This is a genomic window from Corynebacterium yonathiae (assembly GCF_027570195.1).
In the GTDB taxonomy this organism is placed as follows: Bacteria; Actinomycetota; Actinomycetes; order Mycobacteriales; family Mycobacteriaceae; genus Corynebacterium; species Corynebacterium yonathiae.
Window position 1 is genome coordinate 1 of the sequence record NZ_JAKMUZ010000036.1, and the last position, 3345, is coordinate 3345.

Genomic DNA, 3345 nt, shown 5'->3' on the forward strand with positions numbered 1-3345 from the left:
GGGGTCGTTTGCGGGAGGGGGCGGAATCCTACGCTAAGGCTTTGGCCAGCGATATTCTCCGGTGAGATTGATGTGTTCCCATCCGAGCGGCGAAACATGGGCCAAGAGATCGGGCGATAGCAGCTTTCCATCGCGTTTCTGGTTTGCAACGACCTCGCCGAGCTTCATGGTGTTCCAGAAGATGATGATGGCGGCGAGCAGATTCATGCCGGCGATGCGGTAATGCTGGCCTTCGGCGGAACGGTCGCGGATTTCACCGCGGCGGTGGAAGCTGATTGCCCGCTTCAGCGCATGATGAGCTTCGCCTTTGTTGAGCCCGATCTGGGCACGCCGTTGGAGTTCGGCATCCAGAATCCAGTCGATCATGAACAGGGTGCGCTCGACGCGACCGACTTCCCGCAGGGCTGTCGCGAGCTCGTTCTGCCGCGGATAGGAGGCGAGTTTCCGCAGAATCTGGCTTGGCGCGACGGTCCCGGCAGCAATGGTGGCGGCGATGCGCAGGATGTCGGGCCAATTGCGCTCGATCATGGCTTGGTTGACCTTTCCGCCGATCAACGCTCGCAGGTGCGCCGGGGCGGCCGACGGATTGAACGCGTAGAGCCGTTTGGATGGCAGGTCGCGGATGCGCGGAGCGAACCGGTAGCCGAGAATGGCACATGCGGCAAAGACGTGATCGGTGAAGCCGCCCGTGTCGGTGAACTGCTCGCGGATATGGCGTCCAGCATCGTTCATCAGCAGGCCATCGAGGATGTAAGGCGCTTCGCTTGCCGTTGCAGGAATCACCTGGGTTGCGAACGGCGCATATTGGTCGGAGACGTGGCTATAGGCTTTCAGGCCCGGGGTATTGCCATATTTCGCGTTGACCAGGTTCATGGCCTCACCTTGCTCTGTAGCGACGAAGAACTGTCCGTCGCTCGAAGCCGACGTGCCCATGCCCCAGAACCGGGCCATGGGTAACGCTGCCTGTGCCTCGACCACCATGGCCAGCGCCCGGTCATAGGCTTCGCCCTCGACATGCCACCGTCCAATGCGGATCAATTCCCAGAAGGTGTGGGTGTTTGTCGCATCCGCCATTTTGCGCAAGCCGAGGTTGATCCCTTCCGCCAAGATAACGTTCATTAGCCCGATCCGGTCAGCGCAGGGTGCTCCTGTGCGCAGATGGGTGAACGCTTCGGTGAAGCCGGTCGCCGCATCCACCTCCAGCAGGAGATCGGTGATGCGCGTGGGCGGGATCTGCTTGTAGAGATCGAGCACCAGATCTTCGGCGCCTGTCGGCGCGGCGGCTTCGAGTTTCTCGATATGCAGAACGCCGTTTTCAATCGACCCGCCCGGGATCGTGCCTGCGCGAGCGGCACGGCCAAGCTCGCGCAACCGCATGTCGAGGCGAGCTTGCCGGTCTGCCAGCCATTCCTCCGGCCGCAATGGCACAGCGAGACGACCGCCTTCCGCGATGGCTTGTGCCGGAACGAGTGCGTGTTTCAGATCGCCATAGCGCCGGGACCTAGTAAGCCAGACATCTCCGGAGCGGAACGCATCGCGCAGATGGAACAGCACCGCGATCTCCCATAGGCGAGCGTCGCCAGCCCTCTGGGCCCGAAGGTGGCGATGCCATTTCGAGCTGGGCCGCAAGAAGCTGGTCATCGCGGCATCGTTCAAACCGGTACGAAGGGCCGTCACCGCTTCCAGAAGCGGCAGTGCAACGGGCGCAGCTCGCAGATCGAGCAGGCGCAACATGCGTGGAGCGTATCGGCGGAAGCGGTGATAACCGTCGAGCACATGATTGAGCGGATCGTCGGCCATGGTGGCGGTCAGCCTGGTTGCCATTGCAACAAGGGTTTTTAAGCCGTCCCACCCTGACCCACTCGCGATGACATCGCCCAGCGGCTGGCCATCATCCTGTGCATCGACCAGGGCGCCCCCGATCTCGGCGAAGGATTTCAGGGTGTCACGCACCACCCCCGCTTCGTCTGCGACCTTTGCATGGCAAATACGCTCCGAAGCACGGTAGAGACGGCCGACGATCCGGTCGTGGGTTTCGACCACTGCGTCGGCCAACATCGCCTGCCATTCCGAGACGCAAACAGCCAAGATCGCAAGCCGCCTGTCCTCCGGGAGATCGCGCATGCCGTCGGCATAATACCGTTCACCCTGCCTGCGCAGACGAGTCACCCGATGGGCAGGAACGCCGGCAAGCAGATCCTCGGGGAGATCGACGCGTTGCAGATATTCGAGCCGGTCGAGCAGCCGGTTGGCCGACGAAGAGTTCGAGCCAGGCTCGAACTGGCGCAGCCACACAAAACGGGTCACCCGATCATCAGCCGTCTCCTCGAGCAATGCCAGCAACTGTTCTCGGATCGACATAGGCAGCCGACTGGCGATCCTCGTCTCGATGCGTCGCTCGGCATCGACGAGAGCCGCGGCACAAAGCCGCTCGATCGTGGATGTCGCGGGAAGGACAGTGCGGGTGCGTCGGCACTCGGCTACGAAGCGACGGGCGATATCCTCGTTCGACACCGCCATCTCGGCTTCTCGGAACAACCATTCCTTCAGCTCGCTCGCACCACGTCCGGAGAAGGTGCGGAAGCCGTAGAGCCCCCGTAACTCGGCAAGATGCTCGTGCCGTGTTTCCTCGCGGGCAGCATAGTCTACGAGATCGTCGGCACCCAGGCCAAGCTGCGCTCCGATAAATTCGATGACCTCTGCAGGGATCAGTTCGCCTGGAGCCAGCACCCGGCCGGGATAGCGCAGGACACACAATTGCAGGGCGAAGCCGAACCTGTTGTGAGCGCGCCGACGCAGCCTGATATGCCCAAAGTCTTCATCACTCAGCGTATAGTGCTTGAGCAAATCCGTCTGTGAAGTCGGCAAGCGCAACAGCGCGTCTTTCTGCCGATCGGTTAGAGTGACGCGACGCGGCATACATGTTCCTTTTTCAAAATCTGATAGCGTTCAAGACGCTTTGTTTATGAAGCTGGTTGAGATACATTTCCAGAGGTCAATGCAATCGTGGCCGAAGCGCCGCCTCAAACCAACGTTTGTGATACATGCTGATCGGATATGCCCGCGTCTCCAAAGCCGATGGCTCGCAGTCTCTCGACCTGCAGCACGACGCCTTGCGCGCCGCAGGTGTCGAACGGGACAATATCTATGATGATCTTGCTTCCGGCGGTCGTGATGATCGCCCTGGCTTGACTGCCTGCCTCAAGTCATTGCGTGACGGCGATGTGCTGGTGGTCTGGAAGCTCGATCGCCTCGGACGATCGCTTGCCCATCTGGTCAACACGGTGAAGGAGCTGTCAGACCGCAAGATCGGCCTGCGGGTTCTGACTGGAAAGGGCGCTCAGA

2 protein-coding genes are annotated in these 3345 nt (G+C 61.2%); one reads left to right on the forward strand and one right to left on the reverse strand.

Annotated elements, in window-relative coordinates; all coding sequences use genetic code 11:
• Positions 1-33 precede the first annotated feature (33 nt).
• Positions 34-2919: a Tn3 family transposase gene (locus tag L8V22_RS11520; RefSeq protein WP_011116984.1), complete on the reverse strand. Its 2886-nt coding sequence runs from the start codon at positions 2917-2919 to the stop codon at positions 34-36.
• A gap of 125 nt (positions 2920-3044) precedes the next feature.
• On the opposite strand from L8V22_RS11520, the gene L8V22_RS11525 reads away from it, so the two are divergent.
• The coding region (locus L8V22_RS11525) for a recombinase family protein (RefSeq protein WP_019174077.1) at positions 3045-3345 on the forward strand (301 nt) is incomplete at its 3' end.